27 protein-coding genes are annotated in these 25,669 nt (G+C 65.6%); 12 read left to right on the forward strand and 15 right to left on the reverse strand.

Features of this window, described 5'->3' with window-relative positions; translation table 11 throughout:
• Positions 1-64 precede the first annotated feature (64 nt).
• The 12 genes from VGN68_RS03380 to pal all read left to right on the forward strand — a co-directional run bounded on the left by VGN68_RS03380 (position 65) and on the right by pal (position 8,751).
• Positions 65-307, forward strand: coding sequence for a DUF2312 domain-containing protein (locus VGN68_RS03380; RefSeq protein ID WP_088441254.1), 243 nt, complete (start codon positions 65-67; stop codon positions 305-307).
• Between the two features lie 32 nt (positions 308-339).
• Positions 340-657, forward strand: coding sequence for a YbjQ family protein (locus VGN68_RS03385; protein ID WP_327473878.1), 318 nt, complete (start codon positions 340-342; stop codon positions 655-657).
• 69 nt (positions 658-726) lie between these two features.
• The gene (locus VGN68_RS03390; RefSeq protein WP_327473880.1) at positions 727-1,473 is read left to right on the forward strand and encodes a YebC/PmpR family DNA-binding transcriptional regulator; all 747 of its coding nucleotides are present in this window, start codon (positions 727-729) and stop codon (positions 1,471-1,473) included.
• Between the two features lie 166 nt (positions 1,474-1,639).
• A complete protein-coding gene (gene ruvC / locus VGN68_RS03395) occupies positions 1,640-2,131 on the forward strand; it encodes a crossover junction endodeoxyribonuclease RuvC (RefSeq protein ID WP_327473882.1) in 492 nt (163 codons plus the stop codon).
• A gap of 126 nt (positions 2,132-2,257) precedes the next feature.
• Complete coding sequence (ruvA, locus tag VGN68_RS03400; protein ID WP_327473884.1) at positions 2,258-2,860, forward strand: Holliday junction branch migration protein RuvA; 603 nt, start codon at positions 2,258-2,260, stop codon at positions 2,858-2,860.
• Entirely contained in the window at positions 2,857-3,879 is a 1,023-nt protein-coding gene (gene ruvB / locus VGN68_RS03405; protein WP_293703952.1) for a Holliday junction branch migration DNA helicase RuvB, read from the forward strand. Before ruvA ends, ruvB begins: the two co-directional genes overlap by 4 nt.
• Positions 3,880-4,240: 361 nt before the next feature.
• The gene (locus VGN68_RS03410) at positions 4,241-4,720 is read left to right on the forward strand and encodes a YbgC/FadM family acyl-CoA thioesterase (protein WP_327473890.1); all 480 of its coding nucleotides are present in this window, start codon (positions 4,241-4,243) and stop codon (positions 4,718-4,720) included.
• A complete protein-coding gene (gene tolQ, locus VGN68_RS03415; protein ID WP_137752634.1) occupies positions 4,714-5,412 on the forward strand; it encodes a protein TolQ in 699 nt (232 codons plus the stop codon). The genes VGN68_RS03410 and tolQ overlap by 7 nt, the downstream gene beginning before the upstream one ends.
• A complete protein-coding gene (gene tolR, locus VGN68_RS03420; protein ID WP_327473896.1) occupies positions 5,412-5,930 on the forward strand; it encodes a protein TolR in 519 nt (172 codons plus the stop codon). The genes tolQ and tolR overlap by 1 nt, the downstream gene beginning before the upstream one ends.
• A gap of 9 nt (positions 5,931-5,939) precedes the next feature.
• Positions 5,940-6,761 (forward strand): hypothetical protein, encoded by an 822-nt coding sequence (locus VGN68_RS03425; RefSeq protein ID WP_327473898.1) that lies wholly within the window; start codon positions 5,940-5,942, stop codon positions 6,759-6,761.
• Between the two features lie 5 nt (positions 6,762-6,766).
• Positions 6,767-8,131 carry a Tol-Pal system beta propeller repeat protein TolB gene (tolB, locus tag VGN68_RS03430; RefSeq protein WP_327473899.1) on the forward strand — a complete coding sequence of 455 codons (1,365 nt, stop codon included), beginning with the start codon at positions 6,767-6,769 and terminating at the stop codon, positions 8,129-8,131.
• Positions 8,132-8,238: 107 nt separating this feature from the next.
• On the forward strand, positions 8,239-8,751 hold the full coding sequence (gene pal, locus VGN68_RS03435) for a peptidoglycan-associated lipoprotein Pal (RefSeq protein WP_327473901.1): 513 nt from the start codon (positions 8,239-8,241) through the stop codon (positions 8,749-8,751).
• On the opposite strand, the gene VGN68_RS03440 is transcribed toward pal, so the two are convergent.
• The 15 genes from VGN68_RS03440 to VGN68_RS03510 form a co-directional block, all read right to left on the reverse strand.
• A complete protein-coding gene (locus tag VGN68_RS03440) occupies positions 8,738-9,478 on the reverse strand; it encodes a prepilin peptidase (RefSeq protein WP_414713001.1) in 741 nt (246 codons plus the stop codon). The genes pal and VGN68_RS03440 overlap by 14 nt on opposite strands.
• Before the next feature lie 31 nt (positions 9,479-9,509).
• Positions 9,510-10,226 carry a type II secretion system protein N gene (gene gspN, locus VGN68_RS03445; RefSeq protein ID WP_327473906.1) on the reverse strand — a complete coding sequence of 239 codons (717 nt, stop codon included), beginning with the start codon at positions 10,224-10,226 and terminating at the stop codon, positions 9,510-9,512.
• On the reverse strand, positions 10,223-10,705 hold the full coding sequence (gene gspM / locus VGN68_RS03450) for a type II secretion system protein GspM (protein ID WP_327473908.1): 483 nt from the start codon (positions 10,703-10,705) through the stop codon (positions 10,223-10,225). The genes gspN and gspM overlap by 4 nt, the downstream gene beginning before the upstream one ends.
• Positions 10,702-11,847: a type II secretion system protein GspL gene (gene gspL / locus VGN68_RS03455; protein ID WP_327473910.1), complete on the reverse strand. Its 1,146-nt coding sequence runs from the start codon at positions 11,845-11,847 to the stop codon at positions 10,702-10,704. The genes gspM and gspL overlap by 4 nt, the downstream gene beginning before the upstream one ends.
• Position 11,848: 1 nt before the next feature.
• The gene (gene gspK, locus VGN68_RS03460) at positions 11,849-12,856 is read right to left on the reverse strand and encodes a type II secretion system minor pseudopilin GspK (protein ID WP_327473912.1); all 1,008 of its coding nucleotides are present in this window, start codon (positions 12,854-12,856) and stop codon (positions 11,849-11,851) included.
• A complete protein-coding gene (gspJ, locus tag VGN68_RS03465; protein ID WP_327473914.1) occupies positions 12,853-13,602 on the reverse strand; it encodes a type II secretion system minor pseudopilin GspJ in 750 nt (249 codons plus the stop codon). Before gspJ ends, gspK begins: the two co-directional genes overlap by 4 nt.
• Entirely contained in the window at positions 13,599-13,976 is a 378-nt protein-coding gene (gene gspI, locus VGN68_RS03470) for a type II secretion system minor pseudopilin GspI (RefSeq protein ID WP_327473916.1), read from the reverse strand. The genes gspJ and gspI overlap by 4 nt, the downstream gene beginning before the upstream one ends.
• A complete protein-coding gene (locus tag VGN68_RS03475) occupies positions 13,966-14,448 on the reverse strand; it encodes a GspH/FimT family pseudopilin (RefSeq protein WP_327473918.1) in 483 nt (160 codons plus the stop codon). The genes gspI and VGN68_RS03475 overlap by 11 nt, the downstream gene beginning before the upstream one ends.
• Entirely contained in the window at positions 14,423-14,899 is a 477-nt protein-coding gene (gspG, locus tag VGN68_RS03480) for a type II secretion system major pseudopilin GspG (RefSeq protein ID WP_414711738.1), read from the reverse strand. The genes VGN68_RS03475 and gspG overlap by 26 nt, the downstream gene beginning before the upstream one ends.
• A 33-nt stretch (positions 14,900-14,932) precedes the next feature.
• Positions 14,933-16,147 (reverse strand): type II secretion system inner membrane protein GspF, encoded by a 1,215-nt coding sequence (gene gspF, locus VGN68_RS03485; RefSeq protein ID WP_327473921.1) that lies wholly within the window; start codon positions 16,145-16,147, stop codon positions 14,933-14,935.
• Positions 16,140-17,633 carry a type II secretion system ATPase GspE gene (gene gspE / locus VGN68_RS03490; protein ID WP_327473923.1) on the reverse strand — a complete coding sequence of 498 codons (1,494 nt, stop codon included), beginning with the start codon at positions 17,631-17,633 and terminating at the stop codon, positions 16,140-16,142. The genes gspF and gspE overlap by 8 nt, the downstream gene beginning before the upstream one ends.
• On the reverse strand, positions 17,630-19,834 hold the full coding sequence (gene gspD, locus VGN68_RS03495; protein WP_327473925.1) for a type II secretion system secretin GspD: 2,205 nt from the start codon (positions 19,832-19,834) through the stop codon (positions 17,630-17,632). Before gspD ends, gspE begins: the two co-directional genes overlap by 4 nt.
• Positions 19,835-19,839: 5 nt before the next feature.
• Positions 19,840-20,712: a type II secretion system protein N gene (locus VGN68_RS03500; protein ID WP_327473927.1), complete on the reverse strand. Its 873-nt coding sequence runs from the start codon at positions 20,710-20,712 to the stop codon at positions 19,840-19,842.
• A 183-nt stretch (positions 20,713-20,895) separates the two neighbouring features.
• Complete coding sequence (locus VGN68_RS03505) at positions 20,896-23,622, reverse strand: TonB-dependent receptor domain-containing protein (RefSeq protein ID WP_327473929.1); 2,727 nt, start codon at positions 23,620-23,622, stop codon at positions 20,896-20,898.
• 80 nt (positions 23,623-23,702) lie between these two features.
• Positions 23,703-25,268, reverse strand: a complete 1,566-nt coding sequence (locus tag VGN68_RS03510) for a hypothetical protein (protein WP_327473931.1) — start codon at positions 25,266-25,268, stop codon at positions 23,703-23,705.
• Positions 25,269-25,669 lie beyond the last annotated feature (401 nt).

The raw sequence follows: 25,669 nt of genomic DNA on the forward strand, positions 1-25,669 counted from the left end.
GGGGCTTTAGGGACGCGCCAACCGCGATTCTCGCGCCGCATCATCCCAATCACCGGAGCATAAAATGAGCGAAGCCACCGTATCCGACGAACAACTGCGCCTTTTCATCGAGCGCATCGAACGGATGGAAGAAGAGAAAAAAGGCGTCGCCGACGACATTCGCGACACCTATAACGAAGCGAAATCGCAGGGTTACGATCCAAAGATCATGCGCCAGATCGTTCGCCTGCGCAAATTGCCGGTCAACGACCGCAAGGAAATGGAAGCGATCCTCGATGTCTATAAATCGGCGCTCGGCATCGACTGAGCCTCAGCCATTTTCAGCAAAGGAGAGTGACGATGTTCAGCACCACCACCAACACTGTCGAAGGCCGTCCGGCCCGCGAATATCTGGGCATCGTCACCGGCGAAGTGATCGTCGGCGCGAACCTGTTTCGCGACCTGTTTGCCAGCATCACCGACATCGTCGGCGGCCGCTCGGGCAAATATGAAGACGTCCTCTCCCGCGCCCGCAAGGAAGCGATCAGCGAAATGGAAGCCGAAGCCGCCCGCCTTGGCGGCAATGCCGTGGTCGGCGTCGACCTCGACTATGAAGTGCTCGGCCAGAACGGATCGATGCTGATGGTCAGCGCGTCGGGGACCGCGGTCGTTCTCTGACGCGGTTGTCTCTTGTCGGCCGCCGCGGTAGGGCGGCGCCAGCTTTCAAATTGACCGATGGAGGGTGGCTTGGCCGGCCATAGCAAATTCAAGAACATCATGCACCGCAAGGGTGCGCAGGACAAAAAGCGCAGCAGCCTCTTTTCGAAGCTCAGCCGCGAAATCACCGTGGCGGCGAAAATGGGTCTGCCTGATCCCGACGCGAACGCGCGCCTGCGCGCCGCGGTCAATGCCGCCAAGGCGCAGTCGATGCCCAAGGACAATATCCAGCGCGCGATCGACAAGGCGAGCGGCGGCGACGGGGATAATTACGAAGAAATCCGTTACGAAGGCTATGGCCCCGGCGGCGTGTCCTTGATCGTCGAGGCGCTGACCGACAACCGCAACCGCACCGCCACCAACGTGCGCACCGCCTTTGCCAAGAACGGCGGCAATCTCGGCACGTCGGGCAGCGTCGCGCATGGCTTCGACCGCCTGGGCCTGATCAGCTATCCCGCCAAGGCGGGCGACGCCGACACCGTGTTCGAAGCGGCGCTCGACGCGGGCGCCAGCGACGTCGAATCGTCCGAGGACGGCCACGACATCTGGACCGAAATCGACTGCCTGCACGAAGTCGCCAAAGCATTGGAAGCCAAGCTGGGCGAGGCCGAAGGCGTGAAGCTCGCATGGCGCCCGACGCTGAAAAGCGAAATCACCGACGAAGCGACCGCGCAGACTTTGTTCAAGCTGATCGACACGCTCGACGACGACGACGATGTCCAGACCGTGTGGGGCAATTACGAAATCCCCGACGCGGTGATGGAGAAATTGGGTTGATGAAATCCTCTCCCCCTGGGGGAGAGGATAGGAAGGCTTGCCAGCTTGTCTGGCTAGCCGGACTTGGTGAGGGGATGTGGCGTCGCCATACCCTCACCCAGCTGCGACTAGCGGGCAGAGCCCGCAAGTCTGCGCAACCCTCTCCCCCAAGGGGAGAGGGAATCTCATGATCATCCTCGGCCTCGACCCTTCGCTCAGCTGCACCGGCTGGGGCGTCATCCGCGTCGAGGGCAGCCGAATCAGCCACATCGCCAACGGGCAGATCAAGACCGACGCCAAAGCCCCCCTGCCCGACCGTCTCGCCCATCTCGACACGGCGCTGGCGGCGGTGATCGCCGACCATGCGCCCCAAAACTCCACTGAAAAAATGTGCGCCGCGGTCGAGGAAGTGTTCGTCAACGACAATCCCCAATCGACGCTGAAGCTCGCCCATGCGCGCGGCGTCGTCCTGCTCGGCTGCGCGCGCGCCGGGCTGCCCGTCGGCGAATATGCCCCGCGACTGGTCAAAAAAGCGATCGTCGGCACGGGCGGCGCGGCGAAGGAACAGGTGCAGGCGATGCTGCGCGTGCTGCTCCCCGGCGCGAAGGTCGCAGGCCCGGATGCGGCCGACGCACTGGCGGTTGCGATCTGCCACGCGAACCATCGCCCGCGATACTAACCCTTCGTCACCCCGGACTTGATCCGGGGTCCATGCGGCGAGGCGGCGAGGGATGCCGGATCAAGTCCGGCATGACGACGAAGGGAAACTGTTCCCTTTTCATTCCCCCCGCGCTACGCACAGTGAATGATCGCGAAACTCACCGGACGGCTGGACTCCAGCGGCGCAGGCCATGCGGTGATCGACGTCGGCGGCGTCGGTTATCTGGTCGAGGCATCGGCACGCACGCTCGACGCGCTCGGTCCCACCGGCGGCACCGTCACCATCCACACCGAAATGCTCGTCGGCGAGGATTTCCTGCGCCTGCTCGGCTTCGCCAAGGCCGAGGAACGCGACTGGTTCCGCCTACTCACCAGCGTCCAGGGCGTCGGCGCCAAGGTCGCGCTCGCGATCCTGTCGGCGCTCGAAATCACCGATCTGCAACGCGCGCTCGCCAGAGGTGACAGCGCGATGATCGCGCGCGCCAACGGCGTCGGCCCGAAGCTAGCACAGCGGATCACGCATGAATTGAAAGACAAGGCCGGGGCGCTCGGCGGCATAGCGGGCAGCGGCACGTCCTACATATCCACCACCCCCGGCCCCCTCGCCGACGCCGTCACCGCCCTCACCGGCCTCGGCTTCAAACCCGGCGAAGCGAGCGCTGCGGTCGCCGCGGCGAGCGAGGAATTGGGCGCGGGCTCGAATCTCGATGCGCTGGTCCGCGTGGCGCTCAAGAAAGCCGCGAGGTGACCGACCTCACCACCCCCATCCGCACCCCCGAGGACGCCGACGCCGCGCTGCGCCCCAAGACGCTCGCCGAATTCGTCGGCCAGGCGGCGGCGCGCGAGAATTTGCGGATATTCATCGAGGCCGCCAAATCGCGGTCGGATGCGCTCGACCATGTGCTCTTCTACGGCCCGCCCGGCCTCGGCAAGACGACGCTGGCGCAGATCGTCGCGCGCGAGCTCGGTGTCGGCTTCCGTTCGACCAGCGGCCCGGTGATCGCCAAGGCGGGCGACCTTGCCGCGCTGCTCACCAATCTCGAAGACGGCGACGTGCTGTTCATCGACGAAATCCACCGCCTGTCACCCGCGGTCGAGGAAATCCTCTATCCCGCGATGGAGGACCGCGCGCTCGACATCATGATCGGCGAAGGGCCGTCGGCGCGGTCAGTGCGGATCGACCTGCCGAAGTTCACGCTGGTGGGCGCGACGACGCGGCAGGGCCTGCTGACGACGCCGCTGCGCGACCGCTTCGGCATTCCGGTGCGGCTCAATTTCTACACGCATGGCGAGCTGGAGCAGGTCATCACCCGCGCCGCGCGCCTGCTGGCGCTGCCGATCGCATCCGACGGCGCGCTCGAAATCGCCAAACGCTCGCGCGGCACCCCGCGCATCGCCGGGCGGCTGCTGCGCCGGGTGCGCGATTTCGCGACCGTGGCGGGCCATGCCATTGTCGATGCCAAGGCCGCCGACGCCGCGCTCAACCGGCTCGAAGTCGACGCGCTCGGGCTCGACGCAATGGACCGGCGCTACCTGACGATGATCGCCGATATCTATCGCGGCGGCCCGGTCGGGGTCGAGACGATGGCGGCGGGCCTGTCCGAACCGCGCGACACGATCGAGGATGTGATCGAACCCTATCTGCTCCAGGTCGGCCTGATCGCGCGCACCGCGCGCGGGCGGATGCTGAATGCCAGCGCGTGGAAGCATCTGGGGCTTAATCCACCCGCGGGCTCGCAGGACGGACTGTTCGACAACGGCAAGTGACCGCGCCCCTGCGAAGGCAGGGGCCCCTCACCTGCCGCCACACAAACGCAGCACGACTTCAATCAGGATCGTCATTGCGAGGAGCCGAAGGCGACGCGGCAATCCAGAGTAGCGTAAACCGCCCTGGATTGCTTCGCTTCGCTCGCGATGGCGAGTGAGATGAACTGACCTCATCAATCCTTAAAGCAGACGCAGCTCAGCAACGAAACGGCCGGTGATGGGCCCCTGCCTGCGCAGGGGCACGACGCACGCGGGAATATGGCGCATTCCCCTCATCATCTCCCACCAAACGGCCCCCATCTGCGACGAACCGTTGATCAGGGGTTTGCGACGAGTCGAAGGCCCGCTATCGATCAACCCCATGGTAAACGCCCCGCCCCCCTTCATCCCCGGCGCCTTCGTCGAGGCGGCGCATCACTACCGGGCGCGCGTCTATTTCGAGGACACCGACCTCAGCGGCATCGTCTATCACGCCAATTACCTGCGCTATATGGAACGCGCGCGGTCGGACATGCTGCGCATCGCGGGCATCGACCAGCGCGCCGCAATGGAGGCGGGCGACGGCAGCTGGGCGGTCACCGACCTCAGCATCAAATACCGCCGCCCGGCGAAGCTCGACGACGACCTGCTCGTCGTCAGCACGGTTCAGGCGGTGCGCGGCGCCAGCGTGATCATCGCGCAGCGCATCCTTCGCGGAATTGACACGTTAACCGGCGAGACACTCACCGACGGGCACGTCACCGCCGCCTTTCTGTCGCCCGAGGGTCGGCCGCGCCGCCAGCCCGCCGGCTGGGCCGACCGCTTTACCGCCATCATGAATGGAGAGAATTTCCCTTGCTAGACAATATCTCGCTGGCCGCCGACGCGGCGACCCTGTCCCCGGTCGCGCTGTTCCTGCAAGCCGATATCATCGTCAAAGCGGTGATGATCGGGCTGCTGCTGGCGTCGATCTATGTCTGGGCGGTCATCTTCACCCATGGGCGGAGCGTCAGCAAATTGATGCGGGCATCCGAAAACTTCGAACGCGATTTCTGGCGCGCCGACAATATCGACAAATTCTTCGACAAGAACAGCGGCGAGGAATTGCCGAGCGCCAAGGTATTGGCCGCGGGGATCAGCGAATGGCGCCGGTCGACAAAGAGCAAGATCATCGACCGCGACGGCACGCGCGAACGCCTCGGCATCGCGATGAACTCGGCGGTCGCGGGCGAGGTTGACCGGCTCGCCGAAAAGATCGGCACGCTGGCCACCATCGGCTCGGTCGCGCCCTTCGTCGGGCTGTTCGGCACCGTGTGGGGCATCATGCGCAGCTTCACCGCGATTGCGGCGAGCAACAACAGCAGTCTGGCGGTCGTCGCTCCGGGCATCGCCGAGGCGCTGTTCGCAACCGCGATCGGCCTGTTCGCCGCGATCCCCGCGGTCATCGCCTACAACGCCTTTTCGCATCGCCTCAACCGGCTCGAATCGCGCCTCGGCCGCTTCGCCGACGGGCTGCACGCGACGTTCAGCCGCGAGCTCGAGGTCGAAGCCTGATGGGCATGACCGGTCCCTCCGGCGGCATCGGCGGGCGACGCGGCCGCGGCCATCGCCGCGCCCCGATCGCCGATATCAACGTCACCCCGCTCGTTGATGTCATGCTCGTGCTGCTGATCATTTTCATGATCACCGCGCCGCTGCTCGCCTCCGCCGTGCCGATCGATCTGCCCGAAAGCCGCGCCAAACCGATCGAGACCGAGGAGCAGGAACCGGTGCAGCTGTCGATCAACGCCGACGACACGCTCTATATCGGCGAGGAGGTGGTGCCAGAGGCCGAGCTTCCGGCGCGGCTCGACGCCATCGCGCGCGAACGCCAAGGCGAGGACAAGCCGCGCCAGATCATGCTGCGCGCCGACAAGGGGCTCGATTATGGCCGCGTCATGCGCGTCATGGGCGAACTCAACCGCGCCGGGCTGACGCGGATTTCGCTAGTGACCACGGGCGCTGAAGGCAGCGCGGACAGCGCGCCGCCCGCCGCAGCCGCGGTCACCGACGGTTCAGAAACGGGGCAATAGGGTCATATCATGGCCGCAGCACGGGCAGAGAGGGGGAACGAGGGACGCGGCTTTGCCATCGCGGTGGCGGCGCATATCGTGATCATCGGCCTTCTCTCCGTCCAGTGGACCGCGGGCGAACGGCGTTTCGAAAACCCGCCGATGGAGGTCGACCTGATTGCCGAGACCGCGGTGCAATCGACCGCCCCGGTGATCAGCGAAAGCCCGCCTGCGGCGAGGCTGGGCGAGGAGGAAGCGGTCGACATCGCCGCCCCTGAACCGATGCCCGCGCCGCCGCAGCCCGAACCGATCGTCCGCCCGACGCCCGCGCCCACCCCGAAACAGGTCGCGCAGCCCAAGCCGCAGCCGAAGCAAACTCCGCCCGCCGCCGCCAAGGCTCAGCCAAAGGCCGCGCCCAAAGCGCCCCCGGCCAAGGATCGCCCCGCGCGTCCGACCGGACGCCTTGACGGCATCGCCGAGGGGCTGTCCAAAACACAGCCCAAAGCCCCCGCCAGCAAGGGCGCCCCTGCCGCAGCTACCGCCGCCGAGGTGCGCCGCTCGATCGACGTCAGCATCAAGGCAAAGGTTGGCCCCCGCTGGGATCGATGCCAGGTCAGTGGCTTTGATGCTGATAAACTGGAAACCGAAGTTAAGTTTCGCCTGACCACTTCGGGCGCCTTGGGTGGATTTACCAGCGTCACCACAACTGGACAGAACGACAGCAACAAGAATCTGGTCCAGCGGCATCAGGAATGCGCCAAACGCGCCGTCGAACTTGCCGCACCCTTCGATCTGCCCGAAGAAAACTACAGCTTCTGGCAGAATTACACGCTCGATTTCATCAAGAGGTAAGCATCATGTTCCTCCGTCCGATTGGCCTCTCGCTGGCTCTGCTCCTGACCACCGGCCCGGTGTTCGGCCAGACCACCCCTGCCCCGCCCGCGGTGGCTCCGACCGAGCCGCGTGAAACGATCGAAGGCACGCTGTCGAACGAACGCACCGTCATCGCCATCCCGTCGCTGGCAACCTCGTCGGTGCAGACCGTTGCGGGCCTGCGCACCGACAGCCTGGGCCGCCAGATCGCCGAAGTCATCGCCGCCGATCTCGAACGCAGCGGCCTTTATCAACCCGTCGGCCCAGGCGGCCTCCGTGCGATCACGCGCGCCGAGGTGCAGGCGCCGCGCTTTGCCGACTGGCAGGCGCGCAATGCCGAAAATGTCGTGCACGGCTTTGTCGATGCCAGCGGCACCGGCGGGCTCGTCGTCGGCTGTTACCTCTATGACACAGCGCTGGGCAGCGAACTTGTCCGCAAGGGGTTTGAAATCCAGCCGTCGGACTGGCGCCGCGCCGCGCACAAATGCGCCGACGCCATCTATTCGCGCCTGTCGGGCGAGGCACCCTTCTTTGACAGCCGCGTCGCCTACATCGCCGAGAGCGGGCCCAAGGGGAACCGCATCAAGCGCCTCGCGATCATGGACAGCGACGGCGGCAACCACCGCTTTATCACCAATGGTCAGGCACTCGCGATTTCACCGCGATTTTCGCCCGATTACAAAAAGATCGTCTATGTCAGCTATTTGAACAACCGCGTCCGCGTGTTCATTTACGACATCGCCAGCGGGCAGCAGAAGCTGGTCACCGAAAGCAGCAATGCGACCTTTGCCCCGCGCTGGTCGCCCGACGGCACCCAGATCCTCTATTCGATGGCGGTCGGTGGCAACACCGACATCTATCGCATCTCGGCGAACGGCGGCACCCCGGTGCGGCTGACCAGCACCCCTGGCATCGACGTCGGCGGCAGCTTTTCGCCCGATGGCAAGAAGATCGTGTTCGAAAGCGATCGGTCGGGCAGCCAGCAAATCTATACGATGAACATCGACGGGTCGAACCAGCAGCGGATCAGCTTTGGCGGCGGGCGCGCCGCGACCCCCGAATGGTCGCCGCGTGGCGACCTGATCGCCTTTACCCGCATGGGTGGCGGCGAGTTTCGCATCGGAGTGATGACCCCGACCGGCGGCAGCGTCCGGATGCTGACCAACAGCTGGCAGGACGAGGCGCCGACCTGGTCGCCGAACGGCCGCGTCATCCAGTTTTTCCGCACCACCCCGGGGCGCGACGGCAAGTCGAGCCTTTGGCAGGTCGATCTGACCGGGGTGAACCTGCGCCGCCTGCCGACCCCGCAGGATGGATCGGACCCCAGCTGGGGACCGGTGCTGCCGTGAAAAAACGCGGAACCAAAAACGGCCCTCAGGGTTCCCATAATGGTATGAAACGGCCATAAAATAGGCCGAAACGAAATTTTTCCAGCAACTACAAGAGGACAGAAGACATGACGATACGCAAAACAACCGCAATGATTGCGGCGATCACCATGCTTGCTGTTGGCGCTTGCTCTAAAAAGGCGCCGGACACGCTCCCTCCGGCGCCTGAAGGAACGGGCACCGAAACCGGCGTGAACACCGGGGTGATCCCGGGGTCGCAGGAAGATTTCCTCGCCAGCGTCGGCCTCGAAGGCGACCGCATCTTCTTCGATTTCGACCAATATAATGTCGACAGCGCCGACATGGCGACGCTGCAGGGCCAGGCACAATGGTTGCAGCGCAACCCCGCGGTCCGCGTCACGCTCGAAGGTCATGCCGACGAACGCGGCACCCGCGATTACAATATCGCGCTCGGCGAACGCCGCGCCAATGCCGCGAAAAACTATCTCGCCTCGCTCGGCGTCGATCCGTCGCGGATCAGCGTCATCAGCTATGGCAAGGAACGTCCGGCCGAAATCGGATCGACTGAGGAAGCTTATGCCAAGAACCGCCGCGCGGTGACGGTCGTCATCGGCCGCTGATCAACGGCCACAGCGGCACCGTCGCGAACGCGGCAGTGCAGGCAAAGACACCAAAGGGGATCCGCCGCTGCGCCAGCGGCTGGTCCCCTTTTCGTTGCGCGGCAAGCGCCCAGACGATGCCGCCAAGGCTCGCGAGCAGGAGCATCAGCGGCAGCGCCTGCCAGCCAATCCAGCACCCGATCGCCGCCACCAGCTTGGGATCGCCGCCCCCCATGCCCTCCCCACCGCGCGCACGGCGATAAGCCCAGGCTATGAGCGCCAGCGCTCCACCGCCCGCCAGCGCACCGATCCAGCGATCGAGCAACGGCGCACCGAGCAATGGCCCCGCTAAGACAAGGCCGGTGACGGCCAAGAGCGCACTCAACCGATCAGGCAGCCAGAAATGTCGCGCGTCGAGCAGCGCAAGCGGCAGCAACATCCAGCCGAACAATGCCCACATCCAGCCGGCCGTCCCCGGCATCATCACCAGCGCAAAACTGCCGATCAGCGCCGACCCCAACTCGACCCGCCAGTGAAACGGATCAATCGCTGCGCGGCACCTTCGACAACATCCACGCACCACCATCGCCGACACCAGCGGCACAAGATCGACCGCGCTAAGTACCCGCCCACAGCCATCGCACCGCGACCGCCCGAACACCGAACGCCCCGCGGGCCAGCGCAGCACCAAAGTCGCGATAAAGCTGCCGAGAACCAGTCCGATCAGCGCGGCAAAAGCGACGCCCATGCCAAAGGGCAAGGCATCGAGGATCGCCACGTCAGAAGCGGCCCGTGGTCGCCAGCACGAAACCGCCCGAACCGGCCTTGAAGCCCAGCATCGCCAGCGCCGCCGCCATCGCCGGGTCGCGGTCGACATTGATCGCGAACTGGGCGCGGTAAGCGCCGCTGCCGTCAAACGATAAGGTCAGCCGTTCCATCCCTGACTGGCTGGCCAGCGCCGCCTGCGCCCGCCCATTGACGCACCTCAGCGGCCCCGACAAGCCGCGCGACAGGTCGAGCCCCGCGATCGGGGCGGTCACCGCCAGCTGGATCCGACCGCTCGCGCTGGCACATTTTCCGGCGCCATCGAAGCGCAGCGTCGCCCCCTCGAAGCGGATCGTATCGACCGGGATCATCCCCAGCCCGCCCGACATCGACGTCGTGCCATTGACGTCGGACACCCCGCGCGGATTGCTGCCGTGCAGCCGCCCCGAAAGCGCGCCAAGCCGCTCGTCGGTGCGCGAAAAAGCAAGCTCGGTATCGCCGCCGAGCAGTGCCAGCGGCGACAGGCTGGCGCGCACGGTACCGAGCGGCAGCGCGCCCAGCCGCGCCTCGACCAGCTCGCCCGCCCACACCGACCGGCGCACCTCGCGCGCGGTCACCCCGGCATCGGTCGCGCCCGCCCACGCCAGCGCCAGCCGCATCGGGAAGGTCGCGACGATCAGGATCAGCGCCAGCAACAGCGCCACGATGCTCCAGCGTTGGCGCGCGCTCATTGGCCGCCCTTTCTGAGTTCGGCGGTCAGCCCGACGGTGCCGTCGGCAGCGGGAGTGATCGTCAGCTGATCGATGACAAAACCCTGCCCCTCAAGCGACGCCAGCCAGTCGGTGAGCACCGGCGCGCGCGCGGTGGCAATCGCGATCGTCGCCTGCCCTTGCCCACGCGCCTCGTTGCGGTCGAGCGTCAGCCCGATCTCGCTTGCTGACTGCGCGAGATATTGATCAATGGCGACCGCATCGACCGCGGTCGCAACCGATTTCGCGGGCCGCGCCGCCAGCAATTGCACCTTCGCCGCGACCCGACCTTCGCGCTCTATCGCCGCGCGATGCTGGTTTTCGAGATCGACAAATGCCGCATAGGCAGGACGGCCAAGCCCCCACAGGAGGACGCCCAGCGCCAGCACGCCCGCGATGCCAACTAGCCATCGTTCGCGCTGCGACAGACCCAGCCACCAGTTTTTCAGTCGCTCGGTCATGGCACCGCCCGGATCGTGATATTCGCCATCTGCTGGCCGTCGCTGCCCGCCATCGGCTGCGCCGTGACGCGGTAACCGCGGGCCTGGAGCGCGAGCAGCACCGCGTTGATGTCCTCTACACGCGGCGCCGCGAGCGTCGCGGTCAGCGTCCCGTCGGTGCGGTGCGACAGCGTTTTAAGCGCGACGCCCGGCGTGTCGCGCATCGCATCGTATAGCGCCGACGCCGGGACCGAAAACGCCAGCGGACCGCCGCCCGCCGCCGCGAGCCGGCGATCGAGTTCAGCCTCGGCTGCGGTGGCGTCGGGCGCGGTCACCCCAGCCCTTTTGGCCATCGCGACGACTGCGTCATCGGCACGGCTGGTGTCGGATGACAGGCGCACGGCATGGACGATCGGGATCAGCAGACTGACGACAAGCAGCGCGATCGCCAGCCGCTTGGCCAGCCGGAGCCGCGCCGGGTCGAGCGACCAGCTGCGCTTCGGCTTCCAACCACCGCTGAGCAAATCGAGCGGCGGCGAAGCCAGCGTCATCAGCAACGCCTCGCGCATCCGGTCGGGATCAAGCGGCGCAATTGGGTGACCGCCCGCGATCAGCGGGTCGAGTTCGGGATCGGACAGATAGGCATGATCGGCGGCCCGCACGATCTGCTCGCCGCCAACCTCGGCGGACCACAGGCTGTCAGGTTCGGGCGGCGGCACCGCGGCAGCCGCCGGGATGATCGCCGCGGGCGACAGGTCGCGCGCCTTGAGCCAGTCGGACCACGCCGTCATCGCCGCGTGCGTCGTCACCGCCACCGGCACCGCCTGCCCGCCTTCGATCGGCTGGCCCGCGACGATATGCAGCAAAGCGCCGTCGCCCAGACTGTCCTTTAACGTATCAACCCGTGCCGCCGATGCCGCCTGCGCCGGCGCCGCATCGGGATAATGCCGCCAGCGCAAAGGCACGTCGGCGGCGGGCGCCAGCGCGATCAGCCGGTCGTCGGGACTATCATCCTGCGGCTTTTCCCACGCGTCGACCCAGCCATCGTCCTGCCCGCTGTCCACGATGACACCATCGTCGACCCGCAGCCAAGCAGGCGGGCGGGCGTTCTCGTCACCCAGCGTCGCCACCGGCGGCAACCACAGAACCAAAGTGCGGCTCATATCAGTCGCTTTCGCCCCAGCTTCGTCGGACGATCACCGGGGGCGCCTGTCCAGCGGACGGCGCGCCGCCGTTAGCGTCGATGAGCGAAACTGCCGTCAAAAACCCGTCCCCCATCGTCACATTCGTCGTCAGCGTAAGCCAGCGGCTGGTCACCCCAGCCTGTTCGGCCACCTCGGTCGGCGGGTCGAACTGCGCGAGCGGGCCTGACTCCCAGAATCGCACGCTGCTGCCATAGCCGCCCGCGGGGCGCGCCGCCAGCGCTGCACGGGAGTCGGCGAGCGTCATTTCACCGGGCAGCAGCATCGCCACCAGCGGCGCCTGTTCGGGCGCCAGCGTGTTGACGTTCAGCCGCACCGGGTCGGTCACAGGCAACACGCAGATCCAGGGTTTGAGCCGCGCGTAAATTTTGGGGCTAACGCCTCGGACGGCGCGCAATTCGCTGATATCGGCCATCTTGCGGTTCGCGGCCAGATAAGCGCCCGGCAGCGACCGATAGACATTATCCTCGGCGCCGAGCGGGCCGTCGTTGCTGTCGCTGTCGATCCAGTCGGCGGTGGCGCCAGCAATTGCCTGCGCTTGCGCGGCGTCGATCCCGAGCAACACCATCAACTCGCCGAACTGGCGCATCGACCCCGATCGCTGGCTGAATCGTCCCGGCACCGCCTCGGCGACCAGACTGTTGAGGTTGAAGCAATTGTTCGCGTCGGACAGCCGCGCGCTGCCGCTCCCATTCGGCAACGGCAAGACGAACTCGCGCCCCAGCCACTCGCCCGCGAGCGTCAACTTCGCGGGGTCGCGCCCGACCAGATCGGCGACGCGGCGCAGCGCGATCTGCTCGGCGGCAAAGCTATAAGCCCGGCCCTGGTCGACCGTCGCCGCGCTGCCGGCGATCCGCGTCGCCAGCGTCAGCCGGTCGAGCGCGGTCGCCGCGATCACCGCCATCACTGCGACAAGCAGCAATACGGTGAGCAGCGCGGCACCGCGCTCATTGAGCGGACGGCGGATCATGGCGCCGGGTTCTCGGCCACCGTGGGCGGGGGCGGCAGCGTCGGCGCGGTCAGGAACAACATCGTCAGCGCCTCCCGCCCGCTGCGCGACACCCGCACCTCGACCGCGCGCGGAAGGCGGTCGCCGGGTTCGGAGCTCCAGCTGTCGCCCCAATTGCCGGTGTCGTCGCGATAGCGCACCGCAACCGTGGCGACGTCGCGCAAGAGCCGGTCGCCTTCGCTCAGCGCGGTGCCGTCGAGCATCGGTTGCGTCGCGCGCCGCCATTCGCGGCCGACGAGGGCATAAGCGACCCGTTCGACTGCGGGACGCAGCGACCCGTCGAGCGCCGCTGCGCCGCCATGGACGAAGGCAAAGCCCGTCGATGACCCGACGAAGGCAGGCACCGCCTCGCCCGCCGGCCCGCGCGTCGATCGCTGGACCGCCTGCGCCAGATCATTCGCCATCACCGCGCGCAGGCGGTTGATCCCGCCCATCGCCTTTAGCCGCGTCTGCACCGCATCCTGCGTATCAACGCTGCTGCGCAGCAACCCAACTCCGATCGCCGCAATCGCCGCGAACAGCGACAGCGCGACGAGCATTTCGATCAGGGTGAAACCGCTTTGCCCCCCGAAATCTCGGGTCTCCCCTTTTTCCGTATGTGCTGAGCTTGTCGAAGGGCTGTTATTTCTTTGCGACGTCGAAAAGAAAGAACAGCCCTTCGACAAGCTCAGGGCGAACGGGATCAGGGGGTGAGTACCAAAACTCATCGGCTTGGCCGAATAATCGTCAACGCCGCCTGACCGCGCCCGCTTTCGGGGCGGACGATCAGGTCGATGCGCAGCAGGCTGTCGTCGGCGGTCCGCGCCACCCGCTGTTCGACGCGCCAGTTGCGCCCGGCATTGGCGACACCAATCGCGCTGTTGCCGATCGTCGGCGGTGCCGGATCGGTCCACAGTTCCACCGCGCGGTTTTGCGCAACGATGCCAGCGATCGTGCTTTCGTCGAGGTCGCCCGCGGTGCGCACGGCAAAGGCGTCGAGGCGGACCAGCGTCAGCGCGGCGATGCTGATGACGCTGAGCGCGACGAGCATTTCGAGCAGGGTGAAGCCGCTTTGCATTTCTTTGGCACGCTCATTCGCCACGGCTGACCTCCCCGGTCGCCGACACACGCACGATCTCGCGCGCATCCCCGCCGCTCAGCACAACGACCTGCGGGGTTGGGCTGGTGCCGACCCGGTCGAACAATATGCGCGCCGCGCCCTGTCCGTCGCCCGCGGCAAAACGGACGTCGCCTGGCCAGTTGCGCTGTGCAAAAGCGCGGCCGGGCAGCGGCTGCCATTCGCCCGCGATCCGCCGCTCGAATCCGTAACCCGAGGGAGCGAAGTTGACCGCAACGCTGCGCCCTTCGATCACCGCAATGTCGCGTGCGCCGGCCAACCGGGCGGCGAGCCGGTCGGCTTCGCTGCGCACGCTGCGATCTTGGCCGGGGATCGTCAGCACGACGGCGGTCGCGGCCAGCGCCATGATAGCCAGCACCACCATCAGTTCGACGAGTGTGAAACCGTTGGCCTCGCGACGCGCGCGCGCCTTAGCCTTCGCTGCGAATATCCGCATTGTCGTCGGTCCCGCCGGGGGCGCCGTCGGCACCGAGCGACCAGACGTCGAACGCCTTCCCGTTCGGCCCGGGCGCCTGATAATTATAGGGACGTCCCCACGGATCCGCGGGCAGCTTCTTAATATAGCCGCCGCGGCGGTACCGCTCGGGCTGCGCGAGCGACGGCGGCGGCGTGCTGAGCGCGTTCAGCCCGTCGGTCGACGCCGGATAGGTCAAATTGTCGAGACGATATTGTTCGAGCGCTGTCTCCAGCGTCGCGATATCGGCCTTGGCCTTGGTCACCATTGCGCGGTCCTGGCTGGGCAGGACGTTGATCATCACCACGGTGGCGAGCAGTCCGATGATGAAGATGACGACCATCAGCTCCGTCAGGGTAAAGCCGCGCTCGTCGCGTTTGCGGCGGCGGTGGACCGGCGCGCGACCCTCCCCCGAGAAGGAGGTGTCGAGCATTAGGCGAATGAAAAGCTGCATCAGCGACATTTATTATATTCCGGCAAGATTCTGCAACTGAAGGATCGGCAGCAGAATGGCGAGGATGATCAGGGCAACGCATGACCCCATAAGGACTATTATGACAGGTTCGAGTAACGCCATCGAAGCCGCCGTGAAGCGGTCGAATTCGCGCTCCAGATAATCGGCGGCGCGTTCGAGCATAACTTCCAGCCTTCCGGCGCTTTCGCCGCTGGCGGTCATGTAAACGAGCAGCGGCGGGAACACCCCGGCATCGCGCAGCGCCGCCGACAGGCTGCCCCCGGCGCGGACCTGATCAACGATCGCGGCGGTGGCGCTGGCGAGCGCGGCGTTGCGGATCGTCGGCAGAGTCAGGCGCAGGCCGTCGACGAGCGGCAGGCGGCTCGACACCATCGTCGCCAAGGTGCGCGCAAAGCGCGCCGCATAGAGATCGCGAAGCAGGCGCCCGAACAGCGGCAGCCGCAGCAGCCGCGCATCGACCCGCGCCTTGAACGCCGGTCGGCGCATTGCGGAGACCCAGCCAAAACTTGCGGCGGCGAGCAGCAACGCAATCAGCCACCACCAGTCGGCGGCAAAGCTGGAGATCGCGATCACCGCGCGGGTCAGAAAGGGCAGTTGCTGGCCAACGTCGGTGAATTGTTCGACGACGCGCGGGACGACAAAGATCATCAGCGCCGCCACGACGCCGATTGCGACGACCGCCAGCACGATTGGGTAAGCGAGCGCCGCGATCAGTTTGCCGCGCACCTCGGCCTGACGTTCGAGCAGGTCGGCGAGGCGCGCGAGAATCGTTGTCAGGCTGCCCGTCGTTTCGCCCGCCGCAACCATGGCGCGATAGAGCGGCGGGAAGCTGGCGGGCTGGCGCGCCATTGCGTCAGCGAGGCGGCGGCCTTCGAGAAGCCCGGCATGGACGTCGCCGATGATGGTGCGGGCGCTCTCGGCCTCGCTCTGCCGGGTCAAGGTCCGCAGCGCCTCTTCGAGCGGCGCGACTTCGGCCAGCGTCGCCAGCTGGCGGGTGAACAGTGCAAGGTCTTTGCTGCTGAGCCGCACGCGGCGGAACGCGAGCAGCGACCGGCTGGCGGGCTTCGCGCCCGCCGCCTCGACCGCGACGATATGGAATTTGCGCCGCACCAGATCGGCGCGGGCGGCATCGTCGTTGGCGGCGGTCAGCCGCCCCTTGCGCTCGCGGCCTTGGGGATCGATCGCCACATAGCGATAATCAGGCATCGATTTCCTCGCGCCGCGCGATGCGGATCGCCTCTTCGGCAGTTGTCAGCCCTTTGGCGACCATCGCGCGCGCTGCCGAGGCGAGCGTCGGCGATTTCAGGAAGGCGTGGCGCGTGATCATCGCCTCGTCGCCGCCGTTGTAGATATAGCGGCGAACGGTGTCGTCGACCTTGATCGCCTCGAATACGCCGATACGGCCCTTGTAGCCGGTGCCGCCGCACTGCTCGCATCCTTTGGGGCGCCAGATGACGGTGCCGATGTCGAGCCCCAGCATCGCGGCGACGCTGTTGTCGGCCTGCACCGGTTCGCGGCAATGGTCGCAAAGTTTACGGACCAGCCGCTGCGCGATGACGGCGCGCAGGGTCGAGGCGAGCAGGAAGGGTTCGACTTTCAGATCCTTCAGGCGGGTTATCGCACCGACGGCATCATTGGTGTGGACGGTCGACAGCACCAAGTGGCCGGTCAGCGACGCCTGAACCGCAATGTCGGCGGTTTCGCGGTCGCGGATTTCGCCGACCATCACGACGTCGGGATCCTGGCGCAGGATCGCGCGCAGGCCGGCGGCGAAATCGAGCCCAACCTTGCTGTTCACCTGCGTCTGGCCGACCCCGTCTACGGCATATTCGACCGGATCCTCGACGGTCAGGATATTGCGCTGGCCGTCGTTGAGTTGTTTGAGCGCCGCGTAGAGCGTCGTCGTCTTGCCCGATCCGGTCGGCCCGGTGACGAGGATGATGCCATTGGGTTCGGCGAGCGCCTCGCGCAAAATCTGGTCGGAAGTGCCCGACAGGCCGAGGACGTCGAAATCGATCCCCGCCGCATCTTTGTCGAGGATACGCATCACGACGCGCTCGCCCGCGCGGCTGGGCAAGGTCGAGACGCGCACGTCGACCGCCTTGCCCGCGAGCGTCAGCCCGATGCGGCCGTCCTGCGGCACGCGGCGCTCGGCGATGTCGAGGCGCGCCATCACCTTGATGCGGCTCACCACCACGGGCGCGACGTGCGGGGGCATGCGCAGATGCTCGCGCAGCACGCCATCGGTGCGCATCCGCACCACGAGTCCGCTTTCATAGGGTTCGATATGGATATCGCTGACCCCCTGCCGCACCGCCTCGGCGATGATCGCGTTGATCAGCCGGATTGCGGGAGCATCGTCGGCGCTGTCGAGCAGGTCTTCGGCGCTGGGCAGGCTGAAGTCGATGTCGTTGTTGCCGACCGACCCCGCCATCGCGGCGGCGGAGCTGTCGACAGCATAATGGTCCGACAGCAAGCGGTCGAAGTCGGCGACACTGGCCGTCACGACACGCAACGGCTGCGCCAGATAGCGCTTCACTTCGATCAGCACCGCGGGATCGGCATCCTCACGCAAGGTTGCCTGCCACGCACCACCCTCTCCGGGCGCGATCACCACGCCATGCTGGCGCGCAAAGCCATAGGGAATGTCGACCGGCGCTGCGGGCGCGACGATCGGTTCGGGATCGCTCACGGATAGTCTCCGGTCGGCGGCGCGGGCGCGTTCGAGATCGACGGCGGCACATCGGTCGAAATCACCCGGCCATCGGGACCGCGCAGTTCGGGCAGGTTGACCGGGCCGACGGTGATGTCGGCGGCGGTCGCCTCGGTCGGCACCGGCGGCACTGCGCCCAGATAATCGCGCACCAGCGTATCGATTGCGGGTTCCACGTCGGGATTACGCTGCAACTGGAAGTCGCGGATATAGCCGTAACGCCGTGCGGTCAGCGCCGCATTATCTTCGCGATTGCGCAGGATCGTCGGGCGGATGAACACCATCAGATTGGTTTTCGAGCGCGTCCGGCTGCGCGACTTGAACAATTCGCCAAGCAAGGGAATGTCGCTGAGCAGCGGAATGCGCTCGATCGTCTTGCGCTCGTCATCGTTGAGCAGCCCGCCGATCGCCAGGATTTCGCCGTCATCGACGGTCAGCACGGTTTCGAACGAACGCTTGTTCAGGATGAGGTCGCTATTGCGCGACGACACCGGGCCGGCGACGCTCGACACTTCCTGGCGCAGGAACATCTTGACCTCGCCCGCGCCATTGACCTGCGGCGTCACTTCCAGCTTGATCCCGACTTCTTCGCGCTGAACGGTGCGGAAGGCGTTTTCGAAATTGTCGCCAAGCTGTTCGCCGGTGGTGATCGGGACGTCCTGGCCGACGAGGAATTTCGCCGCCTGATTGTCGAGGGTGACGATATGCGGGGTGGCAAGCAGGTTCGACGTCGTGTCCGATTTCACCGCGTTGATGATCGCGCCGAAGATCGTGTTCTTGCCGATATCGCCCGCAAAACCCGCGAAACCGCCAGTGGCTTGCAGCAGCGACGCAGCGGCGGCCTCCTGCAAGCTGTTGCCCAGCGAGCTGTTGGTCTGGGTCACCGTCGTGTTGCCATTGACCGTCGTCGTCTGCTGCGACAATTCGTTCGCTGCATAGGCGCCGCCGAGGGTCAGGATGTTGGGCGACGCATTGCTGTAACTGGTCGCGATAAAGGGGATATTCTTGCCGCCAAGCAGGAATTGGACCCCCAACCGCTTGGCCGCGTCGTCACCGATCTCGACGACGATCGCCTCGACCAATACTTGTTGCCGCCGACTGTCGAGCTGGCGGATCAACTCGCCGAGCATGCGCTGCACGTCGCTGTTGGCGGCAACGATGATCGCGTTGGCGCCCTCGTAGCGGGTGACAATCGCCGGGCCGCGGGTTGCGATGCTGCCCCCCGAGCCGCCGGTCGATACATTGGCGGTCGGCGCGGGCGCAGGCGTCGGGGTGCTGTTACCGCCCGACGACGACGAATCCGTGGCAGGCGGCAGACCCGCCTTTTGCGCCGGGTCGCTGCCGCCGCCGACCAGTTGCTGAATCGTGGGCAGCAACGTTTCGGCATTGGCATGTTCGAGCCAATAGACGCGCAATTCGGTGCCGCCCGCCGCCTTCTGATCGAGATCGGCCGCCATCGCGACAAAGCGCGCGACCATCGCCTGATCGCCGCGCAGCGCGATCGCGTTGCTGCTGTCGATCGGCACGATCGCGACCGGCGCCCGCGCCCCCTCGCCCGCCGCGGGGACCAAGGCGGTCAGCGCCGCGGCAATTTCGCGCGCGCCGGCGTTTTTCAGCGTGACGATCTGGCTGGTCGAACTGTCGCGGTCGATGCTCGACGCCAGCGCGCGGATGCGGCGGATATTGTCGGCAAAGTCGGCGACGACCAGACTGTTGGCGTTGCGGTTGGCGGTCAGCGAGCCTTGCGCGCTGACCAACGGGCGCAGCGTTTCCACCGCGGCGACGGCGTCAATATGGCGCAGGCGGATGATTTCGGTGACAAACTGATTCTGCGCCGCGCCGCTGCTGCCGATGCGGCCGGGCTGCGCGGCAGCGCCATCGATCGGCTGGACGCGGTAGCTGCCATTGGGGCCGGGCACGGCAACAAGGCCGTTCGAGCGCAGGGTCGAGAGGAAAATCTCGAAATACTCGCTGCGCGACAGCGGCCGGTCGGTCACCACCGACACCTTGCCGTTGACGCGGCCGTCGATCACGAAGGTGCGCCCTGTGATCCGCGCTGCATCCTGAATGAAGGCGCGGATATCGGCCTCGCGGACGTTGAGGGTATATTGGGCGACCGCGGGCGCCGGCGTGGCGGAAACGAGCGCGGCGGCGAGCATCAGGGACAGTTTCAGGCGCATGATTTCTAGGACTTTGACAAGAAGATGGCGACGGGAACGACGCTGGCGCCGCGTTCGACTTCGAGCGATATGCGTGCGCCGGGTGCGATTTGATTGGCGAGCGCGGCGGCATCGCTGGCCGATCCTATCGGACGGCCATTGACGGAGCGGATGACGTCGCCCGGGCGCAGTCCCGCGGCGCGGAACACCGCGCCGTCGCCCTGCGGCTGGACGACCAGCCCCGTGACGCGGCCATTTTCGGCGCGCGGCGCAAAGCCCACCCCCGCCTTGAGTGTCGCGGGCGACATTTCGCCGCTGGCGCTCACCCCGGCAGTCGCCGTCGATCCGACTTCGGGGGTGGGCGAAGGCAGCGGCGTCGCCGGGGCCGCGACCGCCGCTTCGCCGCTTTGGTCGAGGAACAGGCTTTCGCGCGCACCGCCGCGGTCGAGCAGCACATGGTCGAAGGCGACGCCTACGAGCTTCACCCCCGGGGCAATCTCGTCGCCAACGGCATAGCTGGTTTGCACCCCGTCCTCGCCCGCGATGATCGCCGAGCCGCCGCCGGTCGCTTCGTTGATGTTGATGCCGAACAAGGTCAGGCCCAGCGCGGTGACGGTGGCCGAAGCCGGACCCTGCGGCGCGCTGCGAAAGAAGGGGTCGAAGCTGGCAAACAGTGCGCGGCGTTCGGCGGGCGAGGCGATGACCGCGGCCTGCGGCTGCCACGCGCCGAGCGGCGACAGCGGGGTGATGATCGTCCAGAGCAGGCGGACGAGCTGCCAGATCAATAGGGCGCCCAGCAACGCGGCAAGCAGCAGCGGCCCGATCTCGCGCGGTGAGCGCCGACCTGCGCGCAGCCACGTCGGCAAGCCGCGCGGCAGCCTGAAGGCCGATCCGGACATCAGCGTCGCCATGAAATTGTCTCTGTCCCCCTGAGGCTGAAGTTGCCGTCGCGAATCGCCTAGGGGCGATTGGTGACAATCAGTTGACGGGAAGATTACAGTTTTTTGACGAGCGGGCGAGTCTGGTGCGGCGGTTGGCCGTCGTGAAGCCCCTCTCCTTCAGGGGAGGGACTTATACATCCATCAAAACTTCAGCGACGCGCTCAGCGAGAAGGTCCGGCCGAGCTTGTAGCGGTTGAGGAAGACGCGATTGTCGCCGTTTTCCTGAACTTCCTGATAGTTACGCCCTGTCAGGTTACGCGCCTCGAACTTCAACTCGATTTCCTTGTTCAGCAGAGTGACCCCCTGCCGCGCGACGAAGTCGAGCGAAATGCCCGGTTTTTCGCGAATGTCGGGCTGACCCGACGGGCCTCGGCTGGTCACGCGCGGACTGGCATAGGTGAACAGCAAGGTCTGTTGCGACAGACTATCCTGATCTTCCAGTCCGATCTGGACGTTCACCAGATGGTCCGACTGGCCGGTGAGCGGCGATCCATCAAAGAAGAAGTCGGTGGCGTTCAGCGTCACGCCGTTGATGATCGTTGTGTCGCCGGCCCCCACTTTGATTTCCGACTTGGTAAAGGTGTAGTTGCCGATCAGGACCAAGCGGCGGCTGCCCCAAAATGGCGAATCCGACAAGATGTCGAGCGGAATATATTTCTGCGCTTCAATCTCGGCGCCGTACAGGGTCGCCTTCGGCGCATTGGCGAAGCTGGAGTTAGCCACCGAGTCGGTGCTGATCGATGTGTAGGTTTCAATCGGGTTGTCGATCGATTTGTAGAACCCCGCCACCGTCAGTCGCTGATCCTTGGCGAAGTACCATTCGTACCGCACTTCGGCGTTCATCAGCTCGCTGTCGATCAGCGACGGGTTGCCACGGAACTGGCGATTCGATTCGGGATCCTGATAGATTTGCGCGATCAGCTCTCGAAACTGCGGACGCGCAATCGTCTTCGATCCATTGACGCGCAACTGCATGTCGGGCGCCACTTCCCAAGTCAGCGTCACCGCGGGCAGCCAATAATTGTTGTTGAGGCTGGTCTCAACAATGGCGCTGCCGCCGGTTCCGAAGATATCGATCGGCGCGACGCTCTGTTTGGCGTCCTCGTAACGAACCCCCGCATTGATGTTGACGCCCGAAACAATCTCGGCCTGGACTTGGGCATAGCCGGCGTGCGTCGTCAGATCGGCGTCAAAAGCCGCTGTACCATCCTGCGCCGATGCTTCGACCAGCGTAATATCGTACAGCTGGATCGTCGCGTCGGAGAGCAGATAGTCGGGGCGCAGCTGCTGCACGGCGATCGGCAGGTTCGACCCGCGGATCTGGAACGCGCGGCGGACTGCGGTGCGGTGTGTGTCGCTATAAGCATAACCAACGGTTGCGGTAATGCGCGGTGCCAGTTCGTAGGACACATCGAAGCCGCCCGACCACAGATCCTCATTCAGATCTGAAAAAGCGATCGTCGCGCTGCCGCGGTTGCCGCCAAGGTCGTTGACGAACTTGTCGCCAACCGGGTCCTGATCTAGCGGGAGGTTCGAGCGGATGTAAGTGAAGCTGCGCTCATAAGGCGCCTCGCGCTGCGAATTGGCATAGCCGCCGCGCAAGTCGAGCTTTAGCTGGTCGAACTGCAATTCGCCGACGAGTTGGGTGTTGATCAACTGCCGCTCATACCACGCCGTGTCCTGCACCAGCGTGTCGCGAAGCTGGACGTTCTGATCGACGCCCAGCCCCAGTCGCGATTGTTTTAGCGTGTCGCGAATATAGAGGTTGGTCCAGCGGAACTTGTGCTCGCCCAGCTCAAGTCCAAAGCCCAGCAGCCCGTTCACGACAACACGATTATCGGTAATGACACGCCGGAAATCGGTCTGCGGCGGCCCGGCCAGCTCGGGATCGACCGATGTCTGCTGGATCGCATCACGGGTGCGCCATTTGTTGCTGATTCCAGCCGTTGCGATGATGCCTAGTTCGCCGTCTGGCAGCGTGATCGATGTGCCACCGGTGACGCCTGCCGACCAGTTGATCGGGATATGATTATTCTGCTGAAGCAAAGTGGTCGGCGCATTCACCAACTCGACCATAATCGCTTTCAGGTCGGTCTGCGTAAAATCGGCGCCGTTGAGGATTGGCTTGCCGCTAGCCAAAGCGGCCTTGAGCAGCGGTGGGACATCGCGCGTGCCATCGTCGAAACCGGTCCAGTCGGTGTCGCTGCCATAATAGGTATAGCCAAGCTGGTTCGTCGTCTCGCTGTCCCAGCCGATACCGCCGCTGACGGTCAAGAAAGATTCACGCGGGATCGCCTTGGTGGTCAGGTTGATCACACCGCCGCCGAATTCGCCCGGGAAGTTCGCCGAATAGCTTTTCTGGACCAGCGTCGAATCGATGACGTTCGACGGGAAGATGTCGAGCGGGACGACACGCTTAAGCGGTTCGGGGCTGGGCAGCGGCGAGCCGTTGAGCAGCGCTAGCGAATAGCGGTCGCCAAGACCGCGGACATAGACGAAGCCCCCGCCGACGACCGACAGGCCGGTCACGCGCTGCAGCGAACCCGAAATATCGCCTTCGCCGGTGCGCGCGATGTCGGCCGAGGAGAGGACCGAAACAACCTCGGGGGTTGCGCGGACGACATTCGGCGTAAAGCGACCGGTCACGACAATTTCCTGGTCGGCACCGCCAGGGATCGAAACATCCGCCTCCTCGTCCTGCACCGCCGGATCATCGGCCGCCGGTTCATCACTGGCGGGCGCTTCGGTGGTTACGGGCGGGGTGTCGGATGCGGGCGCACCGCCGCTGACATCCTGGGCGAGCGCCGCGGGCGCTACCAGCGCCGAGCTGAGGAGGAGCAGGCTGGCAAAGATCGGCCGCTTGGTCATGTGGAAAGTCCCCAAATTATGCAGGAAGGGAGCGGGCCAGCCCGTCAGGCGTGCCCGCTCCCCAATTGGATCGCGAGCGATCAGGTCGTCGGGATGGCGCTGCAGCTACCGCTGGCGGTGCCGAAGTTTGCCGTCGACGAATTGCACGTCCAACCCTGGTACCAGGTGTCGTTGGCGTCGCGGACGGCGCCGACATAGGCGGTGGTGTCAAAGAAGGCGTTGAGCGTCTTGGCATCGAAGGCCGGACGGGCGGTTTCGGTCGCGCCATTGATGAACAGGTTGGTCAGCGTCGGCGTGTAGGCGACGGTGTTGTTCGTGCCGCCGTTGAAAATCGCCTCGACCTGCGCGTCGGTCACGCCGCTCGTACCACGGAATGGCGATGCGTTGCACTGCATCGAGACCGAGAAGAAGCGCGGCGGGCCGGCTTCGTCCGGGCCGGTCGCCTGGATCGTCGTTGCGCTGTTGAAGCCGAGGCAGCGGAAGCCGGGCGCGACGATCAAGCCGTTGGCAAAAGTATAGTCGGCGCCGCCGCGAACCAGGATCGACACACCATTGCCCGCCGCAGTGTTGCGGTGAATGTAAGTGAAGTTCGACAGGTTCACATTCTGGCGCGGCGTGGTGTCTTCGTTACCGTTCGAGTCGATTTCCATCATCGAGTCGCCGACCGCACCGCCTTCGCGCTGCACGCCGATGACATATTGGATGTTACCCTTGTAGCCCACGTCGGTGTCGAGGCCGTCATCCTCGGCGCCGGTGATTACCAGATGCTTCATATTCGCGCGGCCGCCGAACACTTCGATGCCGTCATCCGAGCTGTTGTGAACCTGGATGTGGTCAAGCTGGGTGCCAGAGCCGGTGCCTGAAGGGGTAAGCCCCTGCAATTCACTGTTGCCCGAGAGGACGAAGCCTGAATAGCGGATCTGGACGTAAGACATCCGGCCCGAATTGTCTGCCGGCTGTGCGCCGCCATAGAGCGCGTTCGACGTGCCTTCGGTGTCGCGTTCGCACGCTGCCGTACCGGGAGTCGCGCCAGGCGCGAGACAGTCGGTGATCGGCGCGCGGCCGAGCAGCACGACGCCGCCCCACAGCTGCGACGTCTGGTCATTCGCCGAGCCGACGACGTTCCCGCGGCCGGTAAAGATGATCGGCTGGGTCGGGGTGCCGACTGCATCGATGCGGTTGCCGCGGTTGACCGCCAGGAACGACACGCCGGTCGCGCCAAAAATGGTGACGCCCGGATCGATCGTGAGGGTGACGACATTGTTGGTGCTCGTCGCGCCTTGGTCGGTGCCGACATCGACGCGGCCGGGCAGCGAGTAGATAACGCCAGGAACCTTCGGAATCGCGGTCGTCGCGGTGAAGCGGGTCGGGAAGCCGCAATTGCGCCATTCGCCGCCGGGGCCGCTGATCGTGCCGAGGTTCGACAGCTGGTCGGGACCGGCGATCGTCGGGCAGTTGGCGGCGGGGGTGACGGTTGCCGGCGGGGTCGGGGTCGGCGTGGGGGTCGGCGTCGGCGTCGGGGTCGGCGCGGGGATGACGATCACGCCTTCACCCGGCGAAGCAACGCCATCGGCACCGCAAGCGGCCAGAATAGAACAAGCCACGCCGCTGAGCATGACCATACGAACGCGTGCGAAAGCCGCCATGAAAATCTCCGTTCCCGGTGTGCGCCCCCAGATCGGTCGAGCGGCGCCCCTGATGAAAAATCACCGGTGAACGATGTTTCGCCCCCGGTGACGACGCCACTAGGGTGATTCGATGACGGTCTGACGCCAGAGCCGTGACATTTGCGTGACTCTTTTGAGTCCGAACAGTGACACGCCGGGCGAAGCGCAGGTGGCAAGCGGCACCGCGCCTTCGCACCTGCAAAAAATAATTGCGGCGTAGCTCGCTTGCATCGCTCCAAAAGCTTTGCTAGGCGCCCGCTCCTACCCGGAGCCGGACCCGTTCGGCCCCATCATGATGTGCGGTCGTGGCGGAACTGGTAGACGCGCAACGTTGAGGTCGTTGTGGCCGAAAGGCCGTGGAAGTTCGAGTCTTCTCGACC

Source organism: Sphingopyxis sp., from assembly GCF_035998965.1.
Taxonomy (GTDB): Bacteria; Pseudomonadota; Alphaproteobacteria; order Sphingomonadales; family Sphingomonadaceae; genus Sphingopyxis.

What these genes read in the sequence shown, in the direction of transcription:
- gspN (WP_327473906.1), bottom strand. Translation starts at nt 10,226, where the DNA reads ATGAGCGCGCGCCAACGCTGGAGCATCGTGGCGCTGTTGCTGGCGCTG.
- VGN68_RS03385 (WP_327473878.1), top strand. Translation starts at nt 340, where the DNA reads ATGTTCAGCACCACCACCAACACTGTCGAAGGCCGTCCGGCCCGCGAA.
- gspK (WP_327473912.1), bottom strand. Translation starts at nt 12,856, where the DNA reads ATGATCCGCCGTCCGCTCAATGAGCGCGGTGCCGCGCTGCTCACCGTA.
- gspL (WP_327473910.1), bottom strand. Translation starts at nt 11,847, where the DNA reads ATGAGCCGCACTTTGGTTCTGTGGTTGCCGCCGGTGGCGACGCTGGGT.
- gspM (WP_327473908.1), bottom strand. Translation starts at nt 10,705, where the DNA reads ATGACCGAGCGACTGAAAAACTGGTGGCTGGGTCTGTCGCAGCGCGAA.
- gspG (WP_414711738.1), bottom strand. Translation starts at nt 14,899, where the DNA reads ATGCTCGACACCTCCTTCTCGGGGGAGGGTCGCGCGCCGGTCCACCGC.
- ruvA (WP_327473884.1), top strand. Translation starts at nt 2,258, where the DNA reads ATGATCGCGAAACTCACCGGACGGCTGGACTCCAGCGGCGCAGGCCAT.
- tolR (WP_327473896.1), top strand. Translation starts at nt 5,412, where the DNA reads ATGGGCATGACCGGTCCCTCCGGCGGCATCGGCGGGCGACGCGGCCGC.
- VGN68_RS03410 (WP_327473890.1), top strand. Translation starts at nt 4,241, where the DNA reads ATGGTAAACGCCCCGCCCCCCTTCATCCCCGGCGCCTTCGTCGAGGCG.
- gspJ (WP_327473914.1), bottom strand. Translation starts at nt 13,602, where the DNA reads ATGAGTTTTGGTACTCACCCCCTGATCCCGTTCGCCCTGAGCTTGTCG.
- gspF (WP_327473921.1), bottom strand. Translation starts at nt 16,147, where the DNA reads ATGCCTGATTATCGCTATGTGGCGATCGATCCCCAAGGCCGCGAGCGC.
- gspD (WP_327473925.1), bottom strand. Translation starts at nt 19,834, where the DNA reads ATGCGCCTGAAACTGTCCCTGATGCTCGCCGCCGCGCTCGTTTCCGCC.
- VGN68_RS03510 (WP_327473931.1), bottom strand. Translation starts at nt 25,268, where the DNA reads ATGGCGGCTTTCGCACGCGTTCGTATGGTCATGCTCAGCGGCGTGGCT.
- VGN68_RS03380 (WP_088441254.1), top strand. Translation starts at nt 65, where the DNA reads ATGAGCGAAGCCACCGTATCCGACGAACAACTGCGCCTTTTCATCGAG.
- VGN68_RS03505 (WP_327473929.1), bottom strand. Translation starts at nt 23,622, where the DNA reads ATGACCAAGCGGCCGATCTTTGCCAGCCTGCTCCTCCTCAGCTCGGCG.
- pal (WP_327473901.1), top strand. Translation starts at nt 8,239, where the DNA reads ATGACGATACGCAAAACAACCGCAATGATTGCGGCGATCACCATGCTT.
- tolB (WP_327473899.1), top strand. Translation starts at nt 6,767, where the DNA reads ATGTTCCTCCGTCCGATTGGCCTCTCGCTGGCTCTGCTCCTGACCACC.
- ruvC (WP_327473882.1), top strand. Translation starts at nt 1,640, where the DNA reads ATGATCATCCTCGGCCTCGACCCTTCGCTCAGCTGCACCGGCTGGGGC.
- VGN68_RS03425 (WP_327473898.1), top strand. Translation starts at nt 5,940, where the DNA reads ATGGCCGCAGCACGGGCAGAGAGGGGGAACGAGGGACGCGGCTTTGCC.
- VGN68_RS03440 (WP_414713001.1), bottom strand. Translation starts at nt 9,478, where the DNA reads ATGGGCGTCGCTTTTGCCGCGCTGATCGGACTGGTTCTCGGCAGCTTT.
- VGN68_RS03500 (WP_327473927.1), bottom strand. Translation starts at nt 20,712, where the DNA reads ATGTCCGGATCGGCCTTCAGGCTGCCGCGCGGCTTGCCGACGTGGCTG.
- VGN68_RS03475 (WP_327473918.1), bottom strand. Translation starts at nt 14,448, where the DNA reads ATGCGGATATTCGCAGCGAAGGCTAAGGCGCGCGCGCGTCGCGAGGCC.